Genomic DNA, 18,950 nt, shown 5'->3' on the forward strand with positions numbered 1-18,950 from the left:
TTTAGTACGCGTTATTACTGATCCGTAGGCAGGCATCTACGCTCCAGGCGCTACCGAGACTCATTCGGCATGACCTTAGGGTTCGCGCAGGCGATTGCCAATCAGGAGCTTTACAAATTCAGCGTGCCGCGTGCGATTTCGACCACGTCGCCGCTGACGAAGATGCGCCGCTGCAAGTCCACATTTAATAGGAGTGTCGACGGGCGGGCGACGTACTCACCTTGTGATATTTGCAACTGACAGGGCAGGGGCTGGTGAGTGGCAAGCCACCAGCCGCCGAAGTTGGCGGTCGCCGAGCCGGTCGCGGGATCCTCGATGATGGCGGACCCATCCGGGAAGAAGAAACGCGCCAGCGTGCGCCCGCCGCTCGGCGGGGCGAAGATGTACGCCATGCTGTGGCCATCCTCGCTGGTCACGGCGCCGAACAAATCGGGCCGGGGGTTGGCGCGCCGGACTGCGGCCTCGCTGGTCAATGGAATGACCAGTTGTTCTTTGCCTGCCTTGACCCAAAGCGGTTGCTCGCCAATGTCGCCGACTTCGAGTCCGAGCATGGCTGCCAGTGCATCACGCGATGCTTCGCAGGCTCGCCAGGTGGGTTGATTCGCTTGCAACGTCCAGCGATTGCCTTGGGCCGCGACTGGAATGATGCCGGCCTGCATTTCCAGCTGCAGCCGATCGCCGCCCAGGCCCAGCGCACGACACACGAATGCGGTGCCGAGCGTGGGATGACCGGCGAACGGCATTTCATAACTGGGCGTGAAGATGCGGACGTGCGCGTTGGCCGAGTTCGAGCGCTGAATAAACGTCGTTTCAGATAAATTGAACTGACGAGCCAGCGCCTGCATGGTCTCGGTGTTCAGACCGCTGGCATCCTCGAACACACACAACGGATTGCCGGTGAGCGTGCCGCCGTTGAACGTGAACACGTTGACGATGCGGAAATTCAAAGTGCGCATGACACAAGCCTCGGATTGATGCGCTGTTGTAAGCGCAGCGGGCTCGCAGGTAAATGCACAGTCCAGCGTGCGCACGCCGGCACAGATCGCGAGCGCTCAGTCTGGCAGTGGCGGCAACTTCGCCTCGATGAGGCGCGCGGCAGCGTCATAGTCCACTGCGGCGAGCGTGTCGGCTTGCTGGGTCAGCGCAGATAAGATTTCGTTTTGAATGCGACCGCGCTCATAAGCGACGGCGTACGGAATGTCGTCGTGAAACATGACCATCGAATAGCGCGGCACGAAGCGCGTCGGATGGCGACGCTCCAGCTCGAGCGACAGCGCCTTGTGCAAATGGAACTTCGGATCGCGCACGGTATCGCGCATTTCCAGATAGTTCTCGATGGCCATGTCGGCGATGGCATTGGTGTTCGGTCGACGCAGTGTCTCGAACTCGCCAAAGCTGCCCGTCCAATCGTCACTACCGGTCAGCAGGGCATCGAGCTCGCGGCAATCCTCGAAACAACAGTTCATGCCCTGGCCGTGAAACGGCGTGATGGCATGCGCGGCATCGCCCATGAGCAACAAGCGATCTTCGAAGGACCATTGCTGGCAGCGCACCGTGCCCATGATGCCGGTCGGGTGCTGGAAGAACTCCGCTGCCAGGTCCGGCATCAGCTGTTTCACGTCGGGAAAATGGCTGCCGAAGAATGTTTCGATGCTGGCGGGCGTGGTCAGCGTCTCGAAGCTATCCGGTCCATTGAGCGGCAGGAACAGCGTGACGGTGAAGCTGCCATCGATGTTTGGCAATGCGATGAGCATGAAACCGCCACGCGGCCAGATGTGCAGCGCATGCTTGTCGATGCGCGGCCGGCCATCTGGAAACGGCGGCAGAGTGAGCTCTTTGTAGCCGTGCTTGAGTAAGTCTTCAGTGCAAGCGATGCCGAGTCGATCCACCAGCGTCCGCCGCAATATCGAGCCGGCGCCGTCGGTGGCGAACACGCGCTCCATGGCAACGTCGTGCGGCTGGCCGTCGGGATTCTGGAAGTTGATCTGCCTGCGTGTGAAATCCGCGCCGATGGCGGGATGCCGAAAGAGCAATTCCACCCCGGCCTTTTCGGCGGCGTCGAGCAGAATGCAGTTCAAGCCGGGCCGGGACACGGAATAAATGACTTCTTCGGGCCGCTGGCCGTAAGGAACAAAGGTCAGCGCGCCCGTCGGGTCATGCAGCATGCGGCCCGGCATCGGCACCAGCGCGGGTGTCACTCGCTCCATCACGCCCGCCAGTTCCAATGCGCGGATGCCGCGGGCGGCGAGGGCGAGATTGATGGAACGGCCGGCATCGACGGCGACGCGTCGCATGTCGTCCTGGCGCTCATATAGCCGCACGCGGTGACCGCGGCGCGCCAGGATGATCGAGAGCAGAGTGCCCGCGAGTCCCGCGCCAACGACGGTTACGGATTCGCTACGTCTGCCATCACTCATTGCAGAGCCTGCTCCAGCGCGGCGACGAATTGCCACACATCCAGGAACGAATTGTAGAGCGGCACGGGGGCAACGCGAATGATGTCGGGCTCGCGCCAGTCGCAGAAGACACCTTGTGCCGTGAGCGCATGGTTCACCGCCCGGGCCTCGGCGGCTGAGCGATGCAAGCGAATGGACAGCTGACAGCCGCGCGACTCGGGATCGGCGGGGGTCGTGATCGTCAGCGACTTGGACAGCCGCGCGTCGAGCAACGCTTGCAGGTAGGCCGTCAAGCGCAGGGACTTTGCGCGCAACTCGTCCATGCCCGCCTTGTCGAACAGCGCCAGCGAGGCCAGCAACGGTGCAGTCGCGAGAATCGGCGGATTCGACAGCTGCCAGCCTTCCGCGCCCGGGATGGGCTGAAACGTGGACGGCATCTGAAACCGGCTCTGCTTGTCGTGACCCCACCAGCCTGCGAAACGGGGCAGATCCGGCGAGCGCGCATGCCGCTCGTGCACGAAACATCCGCCGATCGCGCCCGGTCCGGCGTTCAGATATTTGTAACTGCACCACATCGCGAAATCGACATCCCAGTCGTGCAGCCGCAGCGGCACGTTGCCGATGGCATGTGCGAGATCGAAGCCGACGATGCATCCCTGGCGTCGCGCACAGCGCGTGATCGCTTCGATGTCGAAGCGCTGACCGGTCAAGTACTGCACGCCCGGCAACATCACCGTGGCGATGCGCTGACCTTCACGCTCGATCAGCGCGCAAATATCTTCGGTACGAAGCACGTCTTCGCCCGGGCGCGGCGCGATCTCGATCAGTGCGGTCTTCGGATCGAAGCCGTGATACTGGATCTGCGAAGCGACGGCGTACTGATCCGACGGGAACGCGTGCTGCTCGATCAGGATGGCTTCTCGGCCGGGCCGCGGACGATAGAAACTGGTGAACATCAGGTGCAGGTTCACCGTCAGCGAATTCATAGCGACCACTTCGATGGGCTGCGCGCCGGTCAGCCTCGCTAACGAATTCGTCAGCTGCTCGTGATAGGGCAACCAGGGGCGCGACGATGAGAAATGGCCTTCCACCGCAAGCTCGGCCCAATGCTTCAATTCCTCATCGAGCAGTCTCCCGACGCCTCTCGGCTGCAAGCCGAGCGAGTGGCCGCACAGATAGATGCTGTCACCGCCATGCTCGCGCTGTGGGATGAAAAACTCGGCGCGCAGCGGCGCCAGTGAATCTGCGGCATCCTGCTGGGCGGCGAAGGAGCGCTCGACGGAAACGTTCATGCGGGTGTCAGGGGTAACAAAATCGGCCGGCTCGGCGCGGCGTCGATGACAAAGGGAGCGACCTGCAGGTTCAGCAGGTAGGGACCATCGGCGACGGTGTCGTCGATGTATGCCATTTCGGTAATGGTGGCGTGCTGACGTGTGACAGTCGCTGTAGACGTGCTGCCCGCCGGCATGCCCCAGAAAACTCTGTGAGCGGCCAGCTTGCCGCCGTCCTGCGCACGATCGATCGACGGCAGGTCCACGACCAAAGTGTCGATGCCCTGCTCGACGATGTGATGCATGGCTTCGAGGCTGAAATACGGTGGCATCGGGCCCGCGTCGTAGTTGCACGCGAGCTTGGAAGAATCGTTGGGCAACGTCCTCACGACCAATGCCTGATAGTCGCGCAACGAGGCGCTGCCGATGGCTTTCAGCAGCGCTGCCAGCGAGACGACACGATCGCCGGGAATGTCGGCGCAGGGCTCGGGCGTTGCAGAGATGAGCAACGCGGCGCTGAAATGCCGGATCGCAAGATCACGCACGCTCAGGCGTTCCTGAGTGATGTGACCGACACATTCGGTATGCGTGCCGTTGCAATGAGGTGTCAGCGTATGCACGGAACAGTTGCAGCTGCCGCCCTGTCGCACGTCTCCGACGAACGAGCCGGCGGCGATCGGTTGAGCGCTGGCGGCCGCTGCGCCGAAAAAAGTCGGCTGAGCTTCGTTGAAGCGCAGCGGGATGGAAATGTCTCGACCACTGCTCGAAACTTGCCAGCGTCGACCGGCAATCTCGACAGCGAGCGTACTGGAAGCAGCAGGATCACGCATCGAACGCAATAGATCAGCGCTTGTGCGCGACCGCGCCGCAGGCTTGGCAGGTGCGCATCTCCAGCGAGTTGTAAAAGCGCTCGAACACCGGCGGCAGCTGCTGCTCGATGTCGCTGACATGTAAATATTCGGCATGCAGCGGATAGGAGCAAATGCTCGCAAGAACNNCCAGAGGAAGCCATCCTGCTCCTCCGGTCGCCGCTTGCGCTCGATCACCAGCCCGACCGTGTTTGCATAACGCTGCGGAGAGTGCGGGACGCGCGCGGGCAGCAGCAGGATCTCGCCTTCGCGGATCGGAATATCGACGCGGGCGCCGTCCTGCATGGTGCGCAGAGTCATGTCGCCCTCGAGCTGATAGAAGAATTCTTCGCCCGGGTCCTCGTGATAATCGGTGCGCGAATTGGGGCCGCCGACCACCATGATGATGAATTCGGACTCGCGGAACACCAGCCGGTTGTTGACCGGCGGTTTCAGGTATTCGCGGTGCTTGTCGATCCAGTCGCGAAAATTGAAGGCTTTGAGCGGGCTCATGCTTGGGTTCTCCGCGGGTGGCCAGTATACCTGCTGTGGCCGGAGCGCACAGGCGGGGCTGGCTTGCGTCCGGAGCGGTCACAGACCATGCTTGTGAGCCATTGCGGAGGACCACCGCTCATGAGGCGTCAATCGGTAACTTCAGCGTCGCTATTGTGGCTGACGCTGCTATTCAGCCTGCCTGGGCTCGCGGCCGAGGATCAGGCGGCCGAGCCGCAAGGCCAGGCGGCGGCCTCTGCCGATCCGGTGCAGGCCATCTGGAAGCAGCAGGAAATCACCTTCTATTTCCAGAGCTTCACCACGTTCTATTCCTGCACTGGGCTGGAAGGAAAGCTCGAGCGCATCATGCGCGAACTCGGCGTGCATGCGCGGGTCAAGGTTCGTTCGGCGGATTGCCCGTATTCGGTGGCGCGCATGCCGCGCGTCGTGATGCAGGTGGTCAGTCCGGTCGAGGCCACGCCCGAAGCATTGGCCGATCGCGACAAGAACAAGAGTGTGCGCGAGCTGGCCCAGCGCGTCCGAGGCAAGAAGAGCGAAAGCCCGCTCGACAGTCTGGAGCAATTCCCGGCGCAGTGGCGTCGTGTGTCGATGACGCGCGGGCGTCTGGATCTGCAGCCCGGCGATTGCGAGCTGATCGACGAGCTGCGGAAGAAAGTGCTGCCCAAGCTCGCGGTGCGCACGGTGCAGGATGACGTGCTGTGCTCGCCGAATCAGCTGTCGTTGGGCCAGCCTCGCCTGGAAGTCGAGGCGCTGGTGGAACTTCCCAAGCCCGACGCAGTGAAAGCCAAGTAGCCGGGGACTCGTCGCGGCGTTATTCGCTGCCGACGCTCAGCCCTGACGACGAGCAGGGCACGAACACCGGCGCGGGCGGGAATCGATCGAGGCGCACGGCGCAGAGCTTTTCGCCCCACACGCAGCCCGTGTCGATTGCGAGCACGCTATCGGCATCGTAGTAGCCCAGCGCCGACCAGTGACCGCATACGACGCGGACATCGCGCGAGCGGCGGTCGGGTACCTGGAACCAAGGCATCAGATGCTTGGGTGCGTCCTTCACCTCGCCCTTGAACTTCAAATCCAGCCGGCCATCGGCGCGACAGAAGCGCAGGCGCGTGAGGCAATTGGTGATGAAACGCAGGCGCTCGAAGCCCTGCAAATCGTCCGACCAGCGATCGGGCTGGTCGCCGTACATGTGAGCGAACAATTCGCGGCAGCTGTGCTCATCACGCAATGTTTCTTCGAGCTCGCGCGCGCAGGCCTGCGCCAGCGACAGATCCCACTGCGGCGGCAGCCCCGCATGAACCATCGTGTAACCGAGCGCGTCATCGTGATGAAGCATCGGGCGATGGCGTAGCCAGTGCAGCAGCTCATCGCGATCGGGGGCGGCGAGCACTTGCTGAAGCGTGTCTTTCGATTTGACCGGCTCGGTGGGCGACAGGGCCAGCGCGAGCAAATGCAAATCGTGATTGCCAAGCACGCTGATGGCTGAGCTGCCCAGCGCTTTGACTCGCCGTAACACGTCCAGCGAGCGCGGGCCGCGATTGACCAGGTCGCCAACCAGCCAGAGTGTGTCGCGTGAGGGGGAGAAACTCAGCCGGGTCAGCAGCTGCGAGAATTCTTCGTCACAACCCTGAATATCGCCGATGGCGTAAACGGCCATGCGGACGTTCGCTCTAGTGCAGCAGCCCTGGCATGGCCAAGGTGAACGGGGCGATCGGCGCATCGAAGTGCGCGCCGTCGTCGGCCAGCATTTGATAGCTGCCCTGCATGGCGCCCACCGGCGTTTCGAGCACGGCGCCGCTGGAATAACGGAAGCCCTGGCCCGGCAACAGATACGGCTGCTCGCCGACCACACCTTCACCGCGCACTTCCTTCACTTTGCCGTTGGCGTCGGTGATCACCCAATGACGCGTCAGCAGGCGCGCCGGCACCTGGCCTTCGTTGCGAATGGTGATGGTGTAGGAAAAGGCATAGTGGCCCTCGTCCGGCTTGGACTGCTCGCCCACATAGTTGGCGCTCACGTCGACGCGAATCTTATGGAGCGCATCGGACGCGGGCAGGGCATCGCGGTCCGGATGGCTGGCGGAGGCGCGACCTTTGGGGGGCGTGGTATCTGTCATATCCGGTGACTGGCTAAAGCCGCAACGATTCTAGCAGTCTCGCGGGCCGAGCTTGCCGGAAAAAGCGCGAATCTTATGTCTGCTAGTGCAGGCGTACCGCCAGCACATCGCAGGGGGCCGCGTGCAGGATCGTGTCTTCAGTGAAGTTGAGCAGGATGGCCAGGCCATGACGCTCGCGGCTGCCGAGCACGATGAGATCGCTTTTCAGACGCTGGGCGGTGCGGATGATCTCCGACTTGATACCACCGGTCTCGACCAGCTGCCGGCTGCTCGACAGCGACAGTCGTTGCGCCAGTTCGGCGAGCCGCAACTTGGCGCGGTCGACCAGCTCGCCCTCGATCTGCACCGTCGGCAGCAGCGCCTCGCCCATGGGCTCGACCGGCACGTATTCGACCACGTGCAGCAGCGTAATTTCGGATTGATAGCAGGCGGCGATGGCCTTGGCGCGTTCGCCGATGATCTGACTGTCGTCGGACAGGTCGACCACCAACAGAATGTTTTTGTAGTCGCTCATTGCAGTCCCCTCGAGTGCGTCAGCTGCAATCGATTATAGGAGCTTGGCGGCCAGTCGGCTGCTCAGGGCAACGAATTCAGCGGGCGACAGCACCTCGGCCCGCAGACCCGGATCGATTCCCACCGCCGCGATGTCAGCGGCATCCAGGAAAGGTTTGAGCGAATTGCGCAGCGTTTTGCGGCGCTGGGAAAACGCCGCCCCGACCACGGTGGCGAAATGTCTGGGATCGCCGATCGGCATGGGTTGTTCATGCGGTGTCAGTCGCACCACGGTGGAGATCACCTTCGGCGGCGGCCGGAAGGCGCCCGGACCGATATCGAACAGCGGCTCGACACGCACCCAGGGCGCCAGCATGACTGTAAGCCGGCCGTAGTGCTCCGACCCCGGCGCCGCGGCCATACGGTCGACCACCTCTTTTTGCAGCATGAAGTGCATGTCGAGAATGCGCTCGCGCTGTTCGATCAGGTGAAACAGCAGCGGCGTGGAGATGTTGTAGGGCAGGTTGCCGACCACTCTGAGTCGCTCGCCTTCATATATATGAGCGAACGTGAACTGCAGGACATCGGCGGAATGGATGTGCAGCCGCGGATCGTTCTGTGTGATCTCGTGCAAATGGCGAATCGCGTCGCGGTCGATCTCGACCGCATGCAACTCGTTCAGGCGGGCCAGCAACGGAACCGTGAGCGCGCCGAGGCCGGGCCCGATCTCGACCATGCGATCCTGCGGCTGAGGCGCGATCGCGGCGACGATCCGCCCGATCACGCCGGGGTCATGTAGGAAGTGCTGGCCGAATCGTTTGCGGGGTTGGTGCATGGGTCATTCGCAGTGCCATCTGCATCGCCGCGGCCAGGCTGCTGGAGTCGGCCTGGCCGGTGCCAGCCAACGCCAGTGCAGTGCCGTGATCCACGGACGTGCGCACGATGGGCAGGCCGAGCGTGATGTTCACACAATCGCCGAAACCGGCATATTTGATGACCGGCAGGCCTTGATCGTGAAACATCGCCAGCACGGCGTCGGCTTGTTGGAGCATATGGGGAGTGAAAGCTGTGTCCGCGGGCGCCGGCCCGATGAGGTGTAAACCTTCGCTGCGCAGTCGCTGCAGCGTCGGCTCGATCACTTCGATTTCCTCGCGGCCCAGGTGGCCCGACTCGCCGGCATGAGGATTCAAGCCGCAGACGAGAATGCGCGGCTTGGCGAGGTCGAAGCGGGTGCGCAGATCGTGATCGAGGATGCGAATGACACGGGTCAGTGTCTCATCGGTGATCGCGGCGCTCACTTCGAGAAGCGGCAGATGCGTGGTGGCCAGTGCAACACGCAAGGTCTGCGTTGCCAGCATCATCACTGGATAGGAACCGCCGGTACGCTCGGCGAGATATTCGGTATGCCCCGAAAACGGCACGCCCGCGTCGTTGATGACGCTTTTCTGGACTGGAGCCGTGACCATCGCGTCGAACTCGCCGGTGAGGCAGCCTTGCGCGGCAGCGTCGAGCAGTTTCAGCACGTAGCGTGCGTTTGCAACGTTCAGCTTGCCAGCCTCGACGGCTGCGGCGGTCGGAACGTGCAACACGCGCAACGTGCCGGGCTGATGAGCCGGGACGACGGTGCTGCTGACGTAGGGCAGTAATTGGATGCTGAGTCGCAGTTGCTGTGCGCGTTGCTTCAGCAGCTCGATATCGGCGGCAACGACGACATCGCAAGGCCAGTCGCGCGCGGCGGTGGCGAGACACAGATCGGGCCCGATGCCGGCCGGCTCACCCGAAGTAATGATGAGCCGCGGTATGCGCGCCCGGGCCGGCGCGGTCACATCCTGTATTCCACGAACGCTTCGTCGCGCAGGCGACGCAGCCACAGCTCGGTTTCTTCCTCGGCCTTGGACTCACGCAATTCGGCGAACGCGCGCTGACGGCGCAGATCGTCGGTCGAGTCGTGTTGACGGCGGCCGAGCAGCTGCACGATGTGCCAGCCGTACTGAGTCTTGAACGGCTTGGAGATCTCGTTCTCGCTCAACGCGTCGATTTGTTTCTCGAAGTCGGGCACGAAGCTGCCGCGACCAGCCCAGCCCAGATCGCCGCCGTCGGCAGCCGAGCCTGGATCCTGCGAGGTCACGGCGGCGATCGCGGCGAAATCTTCCTTGCCGTCGATCACTCGCGTGCGAATGTTGGTGAGCTTCTGCTCGATGGTCTGATCGTCCTCGAGCTCGTTGGTCCGCAGCAGGATGTGACGAGCGTGCACCTGCGCCACCACCGACTGCTGTACGCCGCCGCGCACTTCATTCAGGCGGAACAGATGAAAGCCGCTGGGCGTGCGGATGGGCTGCGAGGTCTGGCCGGGCCTCATCTTGGAGATGTTGTCCGCCAGGATGGAGGGCAGCTGAGTGCCACGGCGCCAGCCGAGCGCGCCGCCTTCGATGTTGGTGCTGCTGTCCGAGTAGGTGACCGCGAGCTGCGCGAAGTCATCGCCGCTGGTCGCCTTGTCGAACACTTCCTTGGCGCGCTTCTCGCGCGCTTCGATCTGCTCGGGCGAGGCGCTCACGGGCACGGAAATCAGGATGTGCGAAACGTTGTATTCGGCGTTCTTGTCGGGCGCGGCCTGCTGACGAGCCATGAACTGATCCAGCTCGCGCGGCGACACGTTGATGCGGGCGATCACGTCGCGCTGGCGCAGCAGCTGCAGAGTCATCTGCCGACGGATCTCATCACGGAATGTGCGGTAGTCGATGCCCTGCTGGGCGAGGGCCTGGGGCAGATCCGAGAAGCCGATGTTGTTGCGCTTGGCCACGTCGTCGAGCGCGCCGTTCAGCATTTCCTCGGAAACCTGCAGGCCGAGCTTGTTGGCCCGCTGCATCTGGATTTCCTCGACCACCAGGCGCTCGAGAATCTGCTGACGCAGGACGTTGCGCGGCGGCAGCTCGGTGCTTTGCTGACGCAGACGTGCGGTGATTTCCTCGGTCTGCTCCTCCAGCTGGGAGCTCAGCACCACGCCGTCATTGACCACGGCGGCAATGCGATCCAGCAGGACGCCGCTGCCGGACAGCTCGCGGGTCTGGGCCAGGGCGCCGCCCGCCAGGCCGAGCAGGCTCAGGCCAAGCAGACAGCCACGGATCGCGCTAGTAACTTTGGAGGCAGGGTGGAGTTTCATGCGTAACCAGGGTTGAGCCACTGGGGCGGCCTCTGAAGTGAGGCGTCATTCATCCTTGGGAGGATCGATGGAGTATCCCCGAATCGACCGTTCCAGAAAAGTATTCGCGCCCACTCCGACACTCGATAGCCCGTTAAGTTCAAGCTGGAACAGGAAACTGGTGTCCAGATCGCCGCTGCGGTCGCTCACGTAACGCCGCGCCACGACACGGAATCGCCAGCAGCAGGAGCGGTATTCCAGACCGGCGAACTGGTCGATCACGCCCTTTTCGTTCACGCCGACACCGGTGGGGGGCTGGTTGGGGTTCACCGGAGGGGTGGTGTCCTCGATGGCGTTGCCTTCGAGCGAATACACCATGCGGGCATACAGGCTCCATTGCTTGCTGACCGGCCAGGCGACCGAGCCGTCGACCTGTTCGAGGCGGTTGCGCCGGAAGCGGTACCCGAGATTCATGACGCGGTCGTAGCTAGGTCGGTATTGCAGCTGCAGCTGGCCGCGCTCGGAGCGAGTCTGGCTCGGGTCCCATTGGATGGCGCCACGGATGTTCCAATTCCCGTACGCGCGCAGATCGAGCTCGGCGACGATGTCAGAGGTGCTGGTGCTGTTCGGCACTTCGCCCGGCAACGTCACGCGCGGCGGCTCGAAGTAATAAGCCTGGCCGACGGTCGCGGCGATGTATTGCTCGCCGGTGTCCGCATCCAGCCAGCGCGAGGTGAAGCCGATCGCCAGCTGATTGGCATCGCCGAGGCGATCCGCGCCGACATAACGATTGGTGCGAAACAGCTGCACCAGGTTCAGATCGGGGATCTCGGTGTCGAACACCGGCAGATCGTTCTGGTTGCGATAGGGAACATACAAATACATGAAGCGCGGCTCGATCGTGCTCAGCCGCTGATTGCGCGAGCCGAACAGGCGCTCGAATACCATGCCGCCATCGACACTCAGGATCGGTGCCGAGCGCGTGAACGTGTCTTCGCTGTCGTTGCTGGCGCCGTCGCTGAGGTTGTAGCGCGTGTAGCGCCAGCTCGCCGCAGGCTCGATATAAAGACCCGCGCCCCGCAGCGGCATGCGGACTTCCGGCGCGAAGTCGGTGCGCCAGCCGGTGGTCAGGCCCTCGACGTTGTGGCGGAAATTGACCAGCTCGAAATCCATGCCGTAGGTGAGGCCGAACGGCTGCTCGGGAAAATTCGCCCGCACCGCGAGCTGCGGCAACATGGTGTACGGGCGTTCCGACGGCGGGATCAGTGGCACGCCTTGAGTGACGGCGTCGATGGTCTGGAAGTTCTGTGCGTTCAGAATGGCCAGCCAGCGATCGTCCAGGTAGGTGAGGTGGGCGGAGCGGTTCAGATAGGTGACGCTGGTGCCCTCGGGGCCCATGCCGAAGTCCTGGAACCATTGATCGTCGCTGACATTGGCCGCATCGACGTTCAAACGCAGCCGACGGGTGAGATCCGTCTGGTCGATGAAGTGCACCAGGCTGCGCTCGGAGCCGTATTCGCGATCGTCGGGCAGATACTGCACATCGATCTGGCCCGGGCCGCTGCTCTTGAGGTAACGAAACTCGCTGTCGAGCTTCAGGCCACGCTTGCTGAAGTAGGTCGGCGTGAAGGTCGCGTCATAATTCGGAGCGATGTTCCAGTACCACGGCACCGACAGCGAATAGCCGCTGCGTGAGGAGGTGCCGATGGTCGGAAACAGCAGGCCCGACTTGCGCTCGTTGCCGACCGGAAAGGAAATGAACGGCGTGTAGAACAGCGGCACGCCTTTGAAGTCCAGACGCACGCCGCGGCCGATACCGAGGCCCGCCTGCTGACTGATGTCGATGTCGGATGCGGTCAGCTTCCAATCCTCGTTGCCGAGCGGACAGGTCGTGTACACGACGTTGTCGAGCGACAGCTTGCCCTCGGTAGTCGCCCGGATACGATCGGCCGCGCCCCGCGCATTACGATCCGCGAGCTCGAACTGAGCGCCTTCGAACACCGCGCTGCCTCGACGATCGATGTGCGCGCTTTGGCCTCGCACTGTGACCTGGCCGTCGCTGTACTCGACGCCCTCGTCGACGTTGAAACTTTCGTCCTGTGGATTGTAAGTGGCGTCGCGGGTATGGATGCGACGCTCGCCCTGGCGGATCTCGACCTTGCCGGTGAGCTTGAGCTCGCCGTCGCGCGTGCCTTCGGCGCCGTCGGATTCGAACTCGATATCTTCGGGTAGCGGCGCCGGCGGCTTGGCCTGGCCGCGTCGGCGGGTCGCGGTGGTTTCGGTGTTCGGCGCCGGGCACTTGGGTGCCTGGTTGTCGGCCGCCGGCGCAGAAGCATTTGCAGGGTTCGCCTCACGCTCGGCAGCGTATGCCGTGCCCGAGACCGACGCTGCGGCCAGCACTGCCGCGATTGCGATTGAAAGGCTTGTTAGTGGTGTCGCAGTTCGGTGCATCGGGGGGCGATTATAATGAGCGCCGTTCTTCGCAGGCCGTCTATTTACGTTCCACCTTCTTTTTTGGAGCAGCGATCCGCGTGTCGTCACTTTCACCCGATGGTTCTGCATCACCCGACTTACGGCTGCAACAGCTCGAGCAATGGCTCGCCGGACTGTTCGGCGCGCGCGATTTCGTGGTGACGACGGCTTCCGCCGACGCCAGCTTTCGTCGCTATTTCCGTGTTTCGCGCCAGGGCCAGACCTGGATTGCCATGGACGCGCCGCCAGGCAAGGAGGACATGGGTCCTTACATCCGCGTCGCGGCCATGCTGGTGGACGTGGGGGTCAATGCGCCGCAGGTGCTGCATCGGGATGAGCCCCAGGGGTTCCTGCTCAACACCGATCTGGGCTCGCGAACCTATCTGAACGAACTGGACGCGGGCGGCGATGCCGAGCGGTTGTATCGCGAGGCGATCGATGCACTGGTCGCCATTCAAGCGCGGGCCGGTCAACACGCCGCGCAGCTGCCGCCTTATGACGACGCGCTCCTGCGTCGTGAGATGGGGCTGTTTCCTGAATGGTTCTGCGGCAAGCATCTCGGTCTGCAGTTGAGCGAGGCCGAGGTCGCCGGCATCGCCAGGACGTTCGATACATTGGTCGCCGCAGCCCTGCAGCAGCCGCGAGTGTTCGTCCATCGCGACTATCACTCGCGCAATCTCATGGTCACCGATGGCGTGAGCCACGACCGGGGCGGGCACGGCGCCAATCCCGGCATTCTGGATTTTCAGGATGCGGTGCTGGGGCCGATCACCTACGACCTGGTGTCACTGTTGCGAGATAGCTATGTAGCTTGGCCGAGCGAGCGAGTGCATGCCTGGATCGAATATTTCCGGGATAGGGCGCAGCGTAGTGGGCTCGACGTCGGTGCCACCCCGGCGCAGTTCCAGCGTTGGTTCGATCTGATGGGCGTGCAGCGTCAGCTCAAAGTGCTCGGCATTTTTGCGCGGCTGTATCACCGCGACGGCAAGGCGGGTTACTTGAAGGATCTGCCGCGCACGCTGAGTTATGTCCGCCAGGTGATCGAGAACTACGGCGATCTGGAGTTCCTCACCGGCTTCATCGAACGGCGCATCGTGCCGGCGATGGCGAAGCTTTAGGACAGCCCCCATGCGCGCGATGATTCTTGCGGCCGGACGAGGTGAGCGCATGCGTCCGCTTACCGACCGCACGCCCAAGCCGCTGTTGACCATAGCCGGCAAGCCGATGATCCAGTATCACATCGAGGCGCTGGCCGCCGCGGGGATGCGCGAGATCGTCATCAATCTCGCCTGGCTCGGCCAGCAGATCCGCACGTCGCTCGGCGACGGCTCGCAATTCGGCGTGCGCCTACATTACAGCGACGAAGGCGACGCCGCTTTGGAAACCGGCGGCGGTGTGTTCGAGGCGTTGCCGTTGCTTGCAGGCCCATCGGGCACCGACCCGTTCGTAGTCGTTAGCGGCGACGTGTGGACCGAGTATCCGATCGGCGACGTCGCGAAAAAGCTTTCGACCGCCGACGTGGCGCACTTCGTCGTCGTGCCCAATCCTGACTTTCACGCGCGCGGCGATTTCGGTCTTGCCGATGGAAGGCTCACCGACAGTGGCGAACGCTACACGTATGCGAACATCGGCGTGCTGCGTCCGGAGTTCTTTTCCGGCTGTCAGCGTGGCAAGTTTCCGCTCGCGCCGCTGATGTTTGCCTGGATCCGCAAGAACCGGGTGAGTGGCGAGCTGTATCGCGGTGTGTGGCACAACGTCGGCACGCCCCAACAGCTGCAGCAGATCGATCGGGAGCGGTCAGCTTAGAGCTGCGTCCACATCCGTAGCAGATTGTGGTAATGCCCGGAGAGCGCGACGCTCTGATCCGATTCGCCGAAGCGGCGTCGCACATCTTGAATGGTGGTATCGAGCTGGAACAACAGCTCGCGGTGACGATCGTCGGGCACCATGCTCTGCGTCCAGAAGAACGAACAGGTGCGCTGCCCGCGAGTCACGGGATTGACCCGATGCAGGCTGCCGGAGCGATACAGAATCAAATCGCCCGCCGGCAATTTGATGCTCTGCTCGCCGTGCGTGCCCAGAATCACCAGCTCGCCGCCGTCGTACTCGGACGGCTCGCTGAGAAACAACGTGGAAGACAAATCGGTGCGCAGAAAATATGACGTGCCGGGAATGCCGCGCACCGCGCCGTCGATGTGCACGCCATAGTGCTCGCCGCCTTCGTAACGATTGAACAGCGGCGGCACGGTGCGCAACGGCAGTGCCGCCGAGAAGAATAGCGAATTGCGAGAGAGCGCCGTCAGGATCATCTCACCCAGACGGCGCGCCACCGGCGAGTGCTCGGCGAGCTGGCGATTGTTCTTCACCAGCGCGCCTTGCTCGCCGACGGTCGCCTTACCGTCGATCCATTCCGCTGCGTCGAGGGCACGCCGAGCTTCGTTCACCTGCTCGGCGCTGAGGAGCCTGGGGATGCGAACGATCATGCGGCGTGCACTCGATTGGGACCTTAGAAGTCGACGCTGAAGCTCAGCAAAGCCGAGCGCGGCGCGCCGGGCGAGTAGCGCGACCCGCCATTGTTGAGGCTTGCCACGTACAACTCGTCGGCCAGATTGTAGCCATTGAGCTGCACTGTCAGGTGCTCGCCGATGACATAGGAGAGCATGGCGTCGACCACCCAGTAGTCCGGTGCTTGCGGCGTGTTGGGCGGCGTCGCGCCGGGCACGCTGTTGTTGTTGATTTGACGGAACACCGTGTCTACGTAGCGCACGCCGGCGCCGAGCGTCAGGCCGAATGGCAACTGATAGGTGGTCCAGCTGGTGAACGTGAGCTCGGGCGACCAGTTGATCTGCGCGCCGTTCTGGGTCGCGGTGCCTTCGAGAACTTCCGTCTTCAGCTTGGCGATGCCCGCGCTGATCTGCCAGGCATCGGTGAGCCGACCGACCACACCCAGCTCGATGCCTTGCACGCGCTTCTTGCCGAGTTGCTGGATCGCCGACGGATCGGTTGGATCGTTCTGCACCAGATCGTTCTTGTTCTCGCTACGGAACAGCGCGCCGGTGATTGCGAACGCGCCATCGTTGAGGTCCCACTTGGTGCCGAGCTCGACATTGCTCGACTTCTGCGGATCGACGTTGGGATTGTTGACCGCGTTGTTACCGGTGGTCGCCGTGCTCAAGGTGAAGTTGGCGCCACCGGGAGGCTGCTGCGAGGTGGCGTACGACAGGTAGACGCTGCCGTTTGGCCGTGGCTTGTACAGCACGCCCACCTTGTACGCGAACAGGGAATCGGAGGACTCGAGCTGGGTCGGCACGAGTGTGCCCACCGGCAGCGTCGGATGAGTGGTCGCGGTGGACAGCGATGCGCTTTCGAACTGGGTCGTGTAGTCGTCGAGGCGGATGCCGCCCGTGACTTCCCAACGTTCCGCGAACGAGATGGTATCGAACAGATAAGCGCCGACGGTCGTCGTGTCGCCCTTGGTGTAAACGCCGTTACGCACCAGGTCGAGGCCGGTGATGGGATCGCGCGGATTCGGGTGGTAGAGACTCGCCAGATTCGCGCTCGCCGCCGAGCCGGCCGGTGCCATGGTGCCCTGGCCGATATAAGTCGGGTTGAACTGCTTCTCGTAAATGAACTCCAGACCGCTGGTCAGCGAATGCTCCAGCGTGCCGGTCTGGAACGTCGCCGTCAGGTTGGTCTGATTGGTCAGCACCGTGTTTTCCTGGAACTTGGCCTGGCGCGAGCGCGACACAGTCCATGCGCCGGGATTCGGATCGGTCGCCGTAATCGCGTTCACTCCGGTGAGCAGATAGAACTGCTCGGACTTGCCGTAACGCGAGGTGTTGCGCAGGTGCAGGTTGTCATTGAAGTCGTGCTCGACCCGCGCGGTGAACATCGTGCCTTTGACGTCGTCGAAATCGCTGAGCGCACCATAGAAGTTGTCGCGATCCGCTTTCGCCGGCCGCAGCCCCGCATTGGCGCCGCCTGGCGCGAAGGCCGCGTTGAAGAAGCCATCCAGGCCGATGGTCGGCAGGCCGCCGTCGGGCCGGTTGTCCTGTTTCGTATGCAGCAGATAGAAGTAAGCGCGCGTGTTGCCGTTGAGGCCGAGCGCGAGCGAAGGGGCAATGGCCCAGCTGTTCCTCTCCACGTGATCGCGGCCGTCGACACCGCCATCCTGAACCATGGCGTTCAGACGGAACGCGGTGCCGGCGCCTTCGAAGTAGTGATTCAGGTCGCCGGTGACACGGCTGTTCTCGGCGGTGCCGTAGCTGATCGTGCTGCGCGAGAAGTTATCCGTCACCGGCACCTTGGTCGCCATGTTGATGTAGCCGGAAGCGGCGCCGCGGCCGTTATCGGGCCCCGACGGACCCTTGGCGACTTCCACCTGCTCGGTGTTGAAGGTGTCGCGCGAGATGGTGCCGAGGTCGCGGATACCGTCGATGAAGATGCTGCCCTGGGTATCGAAACCACGCATGAAGATCGAATCGCCGGTCGCGGTGTTGCCGTTCTCGCCCAGCAAGAAGGTCACGCCCGGGGTATTCCGCAGCGCCTGGCTGAGCGTCGTGCTCTGCTGCTGCCGGAGGATCTCACTGCTTATGACGGCGATCGTTTGCGGGGTATCGAGCAACGGTTGAGTGAATTTGGGCGAACTCACCGTATCGACCTTGAGGGTTTCCTCGCTGCCCTCGACCTGAATCTTTCGCATCTGCTGCGGTTTGTCCTCAGCAGCATGCAGCTGCGGGGCCGCTGCCTGTAGCACAGTGAAAACGGTGGCCGCGAGCGTGGAGCGGCGTTTGAAGATGTCGCGCATGACCGGAGGTCTCCCTTATTGAAAGGTAGTGGCTTCTGGCTGGCGACTGACGGCGCCTGAAGGAGGGCCGGGTTGGCGGGCTGCTGGTTTTTGTGGGAGCGGACTTTAGGTGAGAAGGGTTCTCATTTGCAACCGAGGGACTACCAGGGCATCATCGCAGCTGTTCCCCGTGATCCTTCGCTGAGCAAACTTTCGAGCCCGAGAAGAGCGCCGTGTTCGCTGCAGATCATTCGCAACGCCTGTGTGTCGCCACCACCATCGTCGCCGTGCATGCGATCGGGCTGTATGTGGCACTCACATTCGCGCCTCGGATTCAGCAGGCTGTTGCGCAAGTGCCGCTGACCGCAGTCTTCGTATCGCAGCCTGAACCAACCCCTCAGCGTGAGCTTCCTCAGGTCAGCGTGGTAACGCCGCAACCGATTTCGCAGATGCCCGATCTGCCGCTGATCGAGATTCCGAGCGAGGCCCCGCCATCGCCACGAGCGATCACTGTCTCGGTCCAGGCACCGCCTCCGGCTGCCCCGCAAGCCGACCGGAGCACACCCAAGTTGGTGTCGACGGTTGAATATGTCCGCGAGCCTTCACCCCGATATCCACCTCAGTCACGGCGCTTGAGAGAACAGGGCGTGGTCGTGTTGAGAGTGGTGATCGATGAGCACGGCGAGGCGAGCAGTATCGAAATAGAAACGTCCAGCGGCCATGCGCGACTGGACGATGCGGCCCGCGATGCCGTGTTACGTGCGGCCTTCCGGCCCTACGTGGAAGACGGCGAGCCAAGGCGCGCGCTGGTGCTGATACCCATCGAATTCGCTTTAAATCGCGGCTCGGCGTAACTATTCGTTGCGCGCGTTGTCTGTAAATGTTGTCCTAACGACGAATGTGACAGCGGCCAACG

The 18,950-nt window shown here is 63.0% G+C and carries 17 protein-coding genes and 1 pseudogene; 4 read left to right on the plus strand and 14 right to left on the minus strand.

Translation table 11 applies throughout. The annotated features are described in order from the left end of the window. Positions 1 to 110: 110 nt before the first annotated feature. The 5 genes and pseudogenes from D0550_RS29290 to D0550_RS37260 form a co-directional block, all read right to left on the minus strand. Positions 111 to 956, minus strand: coding sequence for a PhzF family phenazine biosynthesis protein (locus tag D0550_RS29290; protein ID WP_116812741.1), 846 nt, complete (start codon positions 954 to 956; stop codon positions 111 to 113). A gap of 96 nt (positions 957 to 1,052) precedes the next feature. Continuing rightward, entirely contained in the window at positions 1,053 to 2,417 is a 1,365-nt protein-coding gene (locus D0550_RS29295) for an FAD-dependent oxidoreductase (RefSeq protein WP_116812742.1), read from the minus strand. Further along, a complete protein-coding gene (gene kynU / locus D0550_RS29300) occupies positions 2,414 to 3,688 on the minus strand; it encodes a kynureninase (RefSeq protein ID WP_116812743.1) in 1,275 nt (424 codons plus the stop codon). The genes D0550_RS29295 and kynU overlap by 4 nt, the downstream gene beginning before the upstream one ends. Further along, positions 3,685 to 4,617: a cyclase family protein gene (locus D0550_RS35720; protein ID WP_414717354.1), complete on the minus strand. Its 933-nt coding sequence runs from the start codon at positions 4,615 to 4,617 to the stop codon at positions 3,685 to 3,687. The genes kynU and D0550_RS35720 overlap by 4 nt, the downstream gene beginning before the upstream one ends. Continuing rightward, a pseudogene (locus D0550_RS37260) lies at positions 4,511 to 5,028 on the minus strand (3-hydroxyanthranilate 3,4-dioxygenase). Before D0550_RS37260 ends, D0550_RS35720 begins: the two are co-directional and overlap by 107 nt. A gap of 120 nt (positions 5,029 to 5,148) precedes the next feature. Here D0550_RS37260 and D0550_RS29315 point away from each other — a divergent pair. After that, positions 5,149 to 5,820 (plus strand): hypothetical protein, encoded by a 672-nt coding sequence (locus D0550_RS29315; protein ID WP_153067411.1) that lies wholly within the window; start codon positions 5,149 to 5,151, stop codon positions 5,818 to 5,820. Positions 5,821 to 5,839: 19 nt separating this feature from the next. Here the strand turns inward: D0550_RS29315 and D0550_RS29320 are convergent, their stop codons facing one another. The 7 genes from D0550_RS29320 to D0550_RS29350 form a co-directional block, all read right to left on the minus strand. Continuing rightward, positions 5,840 to 6,685, minus strand: a complete 846-nt coding sequence (locus D0550_RS29320) for a symmetrical bis(5'-nucleosyl)-tetraphosphatase (RefSeq protein WP_116812746.1) — start codon at positions 6,683 to 6,685, stop codon at positions 5,840 to 5,842. 13 nt (positions 6,686 to 6,698) lie between these two features. Then, a complete protein-coding gene (apaG, locus tag D0550_RS29325) occupies positions 6,699 to 7,145 on the minus strand; it encodes a Co2+/Mg2+ efflux protein ApaG (RefSeq protein WP_116812747.1) in 447 nt (148 codons plus the stop codon). Positions 7,146 to 7,227: 82 nt separating this feature from the next. Beyond that, complete coding sequence (locus D0550_RS29330) at positions 7,228 to 7,659, minus strand: universal stress protein (protein ID WP_116812748.1); 432 nt, start codon at positions 7,657 to 7,659, stop codon at positions 7,228 to 7,230. 33 nt (positions 7,660 to 7,692) lie between these two features. Further along, complete coding sequence (gene rsmA, locus D0550_RS29335) at positions 7,693 to 8,472, minus strand: 16S rRNA (adenine(1518)-N(6)/adenine(1519)-N(6))-dimethyltransferase RsmA (protein ID WP_116812749.1); 780 nt, start codon at positions 8,470 to 8,472, stop codon at positions 7,693 to 7,695. Further along, the gene (gene pdxA, locus D0550_RS29340; protein ID WP_116812750.1) at positions 8,429 to 9,463 is read right to left on the minus strand and encodes a 4-hydroxythreonine-4-phosphate dehydrogenase PdxA; all 1,035 of its coding nucleotides are present in this window, start codon (positions 9,461 to 9,463) and stop codon (positions 8,429 to 8,431) included. Before pdxA ends, rsmA begins: the two co-directional genes overlap by 44 nt. After that, positions 9,460 to 10,797: a peptidylprolyl isomerase gene (locus tag D0550_RS29345; RefSeq protein ID WP_116812751.1), complete on the minus strand. Its 1,338-nt coding sequence runs from the start codon at positions 10,795 to 10,797 to the stop codon at positions 9,460 to 9,462. The genes pdxA and D0550_RS29345 overlap by 4 nt, the downstream gene beginning before the upstream one ends. Before the next feature lie 45 nt (positions 10,798 to 10,842). Next, entirely contained in the window at positions 10,843 to 13,176 is a 2,334-nt protein-coding gene (locus D0550_RS29350) for an LPS-assembly protein LptD (protein ID WP_161966121.1), read from the minus strand. A gap of 131 nt (positions 13,177 to 13,307) precedes the next feature. Here D0550_RS29350 and D0550_RS29355 point away from each other — a divergent pair, with 131 nt between their 5' ends. Next, complete coding sequence (locus tag D0550_RS29355; protein ID WP_206606610.1) at positions 13,308 to 14,366, plus strand: aminoglycoside phosphotransferase family protein; 1,059 nt, start codon at positions 13,308 to 13,310, stop codon at positions 14,364 to 14,366. Positions 14,367 to 14,376: 10 nt separating this feature from the next. Beyond that, positions 14,377 to 15,054 carry an N-acetylmuramate alpha-1-phosphate uridylyltransferase MurU gene (gene murU / locus D0550_RS29360; RefSeq protein WP_116812753.1) on the plus strand — a complete coding sequence of 226 codons (678 nt, stop codon included), beginning with the start codon at positions 14,377 to 14,379 and terminating at the stop codon, positions 15,052 to 15,054. Here murU and D0550_RS29365 read toward each other — a convergent pair. Together D0550_RS29365 and D0550_RS29370 are read right to left on the minus strand one after the other, a co-directional pair. Continuing rightward, complete coding sequence (locus D0550_RS29365) at positions 15,051 to 15,731, minus strand: Fe2+-dependent dioxygenase (RefSeq protein WP_116812754.1); 681 nt, start codon at positions 15,729 to 15,731, stop codon at positions 15,051 to 15,053. The genes murU and D0550_RS29365 overlap by 4 nt on opposite strands. A gap of 23 nt (positions 15,732 to 15,754) precedes the next feature. Further along, complete coding sequence (locus tag D0550_RS29370) at positions 15,755 to 18,055, minus strand: catecholate siderophore receptor Fiu (RefSeq protein WP_116812755.1); 2,301 nt, start codon at positions 18,053 to 18,055, stop codon at positions 15,755 to 15,757. A 212-nt stretch (positions 18,056 to 18,267) separates the two neighbouring features. Between D0550_RS29370 and D0550_RS29375 the strand changes: the two genes are divergently transcribed. Then, complete coding sequence (locus D0550_RS29375; protein WP_116812756.1) at positions 18,268 to 18,888, plus strand: energy transducer TonB; 621 nt, start codon at positions 18,268 to 18,270, stop codon at positions 18,886 to 18,888. The last annotated feature ends 62 nt before the right edge of the window (positions 18,889 to 18,950 follow it).

This window comes from Steroidobacter cummioxidans, from assembly GCF_003104955.1.